At 26.5% G+C, this 3,513-nt stretch carries 4 protein-coding genes and 1 pseudogene; all 5 read right to left on the bottom strand.

Annotated features, from left to right (window positions below):
* The coding region (csm5, locus tag J7M77_RS02050) for a type III-A CRISPR-associated RAMP protein Csm5 (protein ID WP_296875494.1) at window positions 1–709 on the bottom strand (709 nt) is incomplete at its 3' end.
* A gap of 9 nt (window positions 710–718) precedes the next feature.
* Window positions 719–1,657, bottom strand: coding sequence for a hypothetical protein (locus J7M77_RS02045; protein ID WP_296875492.1), 939 nt, complete (start codon window positions 1,655–1,657; stop codon window positions 719–721).
* 1 nt (window position 1,658) lies between these two features.
* The gene (gene csm3 / locus J7M77_RS02040) at window positions 1,659–2,303 is read right to left on the bottom strand and encodes a type III-A CRISPR-associated RAMP protein Csm3 (RefSeq protein WP_296875490.1); all 645 of its coding nucleotides are present in this window, start codon (window positions 2,301–2,303) and stop codon (window positions 1,659–1,661) included.
* A gap of 16 nt (window positions 2,304–2,319) precedes the next feature.
* Window positions 2,320–2,739: a type III-A CRISPR-associated protein Csm2 gene (csm2, locus tag J7M77_RS02035; protein WP_296875488.1), complete on the bottom strand. Its 420-nt coding sequence runs from the start codon at window positions 2,737–2,739 to the stop codon at window positions 2,320–2,322.
* 13 nt (window positions 2,740–2,752) lie between these two features.
* Window positions 2,753–3,513, bottom strand: a pseudogene (locus tag J7M77_RS02030) (hypothetical protein); the annotation flags it as partial.

The raw sequence follows: 3,513 nt of genomic DNA, 5'->3' as shown, positions 1-3,513 counted from the left end.
TAGTTTTTTCTAAAAAATTTTTTCTATCACTATTTATCGTTATTATTTCATCATCATTAATTTGATTAACATCAATACATTCAAAATTAGGTAGAGTTAATGAAGTTTCTTTTTCGTCTTGGTATACTTTATTTCTAATAGTATTTACCAAAACCATTCTATCAAAATAAACATCCCTACATATTAAACAATTAGATATTTGTTTTACAAATTCAGCCAAATTATTATCAATAAATTTTAAAAAGTTATCAACATCATATTTCTTTCCTATATTTTCCTCGACATAGTTATAAAATTCATTTAAATGTTTTTTTATAAAATCATAAAAAATAGCATTCATGATTGCCCCTTTTAATGATGAACCAGGTATGTATGGTTTATTTAATGATTTTAATTGGACTCGAACATTTTGTTTTGGCTGTTTAGTAAAATCAGCGCGTAAAGAATATGATGGTGTTATTTTAGTATAATCAACATCCTTTTTAATAATTCGATTTAATTCATCTCTTTTGGAACCTTGATTTGCTTTTAATAAGCTATTTAAAAAGCGAAAATCTAATAATTCTTTATTGGTTTTAAAAGACAACAATTGCCACATGTCATAACAAGCAATAGTATTATTTGTTTGATTGTATTCACAGCTTAGTTTTTCATCACCTGTTCCAATATGAACAGGTGAAACAACTGTTATTTTAGATTTGATTGCCATATTTTTACCTCATAGTGTAAAGCCAATACCATAATGATATATATCTTTACTATTATTACATTTTACTAATCTACCATAATATTCTTTATCTTCATTTACTTTCATGTAGCTGCCTTCGACAAAACGATTAAATCTGCCGATGACATTTGATGAATAAGAATGTGACCCTAAATAAACCGTTGAATCAATCACATACGAAGATTCTTTTAGATCAAATTCGTTACTAATACATTTAGATAAAAGCACTTTATAGTCATGATTTGTTTTAACCTTAGTAACTTCTACTATTTTTTCAAGTTCAAAACTATTTTTCCCAACTGAAATTCTACTACCAAAACCAAAATACTGGGAATATTTAAAAATACTTTCGACATATTTAATATCATTTGTTTTTACATAAATACAAAAACGACAATCATTATGAAAATAAATATTATTATCATAATACAATCTTCTTTCATCGGTATTATATTCTTCATGATTATTATGAGCAACTAACTGATCTACTCGTTCATAGCTTACTGTAGTGTTCGATAGTATCCCATTTTCAATACTTATTTTATCTAAATAGATATCATCTTTTAATTCAGTAAAATGACCATCAACTAAATACTGATTATAGATATCTAAGGTTACAGCAGTGATTTTCTTTAATTTTTTTAATTGACTTAAATATTTTAATTGTTCTTTTGGTTCTAATTCTAAAACTCGTCGATTTTTTTCTTCAATCGGAATAAGTCCTACTTTTGCCATTGGCATTGTTCCTTCTAAAAACATTGAAGAATGAACAAATAACGGTTCACTTGAAAAAGAATTTAAATATTTTATTAATTCATCTTCACCTTTGGTATATTTTATAATATTACATATAGCACCAAATATTGTTTGAGCATCAGGCATTTTCGTTATGGACGAAATACTCTTAAACGTTAATTTATATAATTTCATCTTATATTTCTACTTTTTCAAAATCATTAAATTCTGCTTTTACTCGTCCATAGCCTCTTGATCCATTACCGCCTAAATAATTCATTTCCAATAATCTTATTGCCTTTTTAATAGTATCCATCATTAATTTTTTATCATCACCATCAAAGATATTTAAAACAATTTCACCTTCAAATTCTGCTCCGGCTGGTACTCTTTCAATAAAACGTGGTGAATCTGATTTTCCAGAAATGGCATTAACTTTATTTTCAGCTTTAATTTCTGTATAACAATTTACCCCTAAAATTCTTTCTAATGTTTCCTTGCTATCTTTTGTCAAAGTAAGATCTCTAAAAATTGCTCTACTAATTTTTACATCATTATTACTTTCATCTTCAAGTGTTTCAAAAATATTAGTAATTGATGAATTTTTAAAAACTATATCTTTTTTATTAGTATCAATATTTGTATCTTTTAAATTATATTTTAATAAAACTTTCAATTTTCCTTTTAAAGAACTTCCTGGGATATATGGTTCTTTAGTTAAAGGATTTCTAATTACATCAGTATCAGCTCCACCAATATCAAAACCATTATCATTTCCACCAATATATAATCCAGACAATAATTCTAACTTTATTTTTAAAACATAAATGCCTTCTAACATTTCTATTTCCCCCTATTTAATTTCTACTAACTAACCTATGATAAGCAACAATACTAGTGAAAAACTGATCAAATGTCTTAATATCCGCTTGAGTTTTTATTGAGCGTTCGTTTATTGTATTTGATAAAAAATTATATAATGGTTTTAATTTTGGCATTCTTCCAGCGTTATAAGCACTCATAGCAACAATTATATACATCTGTTTACAAGCATTAGTTATATCATGATCACTTTGTAACACCGCACTTTTTACGGTATCTAATATTTTTCTCATTTGATGATTAGGAATACCACTAAACAATCTTGCATATTGATATGCTTTTTTTTCTGGTAAATAAAGTTCTTCATAATTAGTATATTCAAGATGTAAAGGTCGATTTATTTTAGGAAATGAATTATCATTATTATTTCTATTTCTTCTATCATTATTTCCCATGTGCTACTCCTCCTTAATTATTACGTGTAAACAATAATACTAATTTTAATTTTAAAATATATTGTTTTAAACTTTGATTATCTTTTATATCTCTTAATTGTTTACACATGTTTGCAAATATCTGTTCATTTTTAATATTTCGATATAAAACATACTGGATCCTTGGTACTAAACAAACATATTCCTGATAATTTTTATCATCAATATAACTCATGATATTATAAATCATCGTGCGTGAAATCTGTCCTTCTTCCATTAACTGACAAATTTCGCTGACTTGATCTAGCAGTGCTGAAAATTTATCGAAAGGAACAGTTGTATCTAATAATGTTATCGCATTTTTATTTCCCTCTTTGGACATTGATAACGCTTCTTCAGCTTCCTGGCTACCAAAACGAATTGGTTTTTTATCGCTTTGAATGTTAATACCACCAGAAATAGTTATATTTTTATTGCCTGTAAATTTGCTAAAACGCTGATGAATTTCTAATGCAAGCTGAATAATTGAATAGGCTGATCCAATGATAACTAAATCATCACCACCAGCATAGTTAATATAGAACATCGTTTCGTTTTTTACTTGCTTATCTATATCACTATTAATCGATAAAGAAACATCATGACAAATATTTTTAAGTTCATGTCCAAAGAAAAATTCCATCAATCTACTCATTGTGACATATTTAGAAATTGATCTTTGTGTTCTTGGTTCATCACTTGCCTTTAAACCAAAAGCAAAAATACCACCTAAATTATCTACATCCATTTTAAGTA

Origin of the sequence: Thomasclavelia sp., assembly GCF_017889095.1 — a bacterium.
GTDB lineage: Bacteria > Bacillota_I > Bacilli_A > Erysipelotrichales > Coprobacillaceae > Thomasclavelia.
Note: the sequence above shows the minus strand (reverse complement) of the source record. Positions and strands in the feature narration are given on the sequence as shown.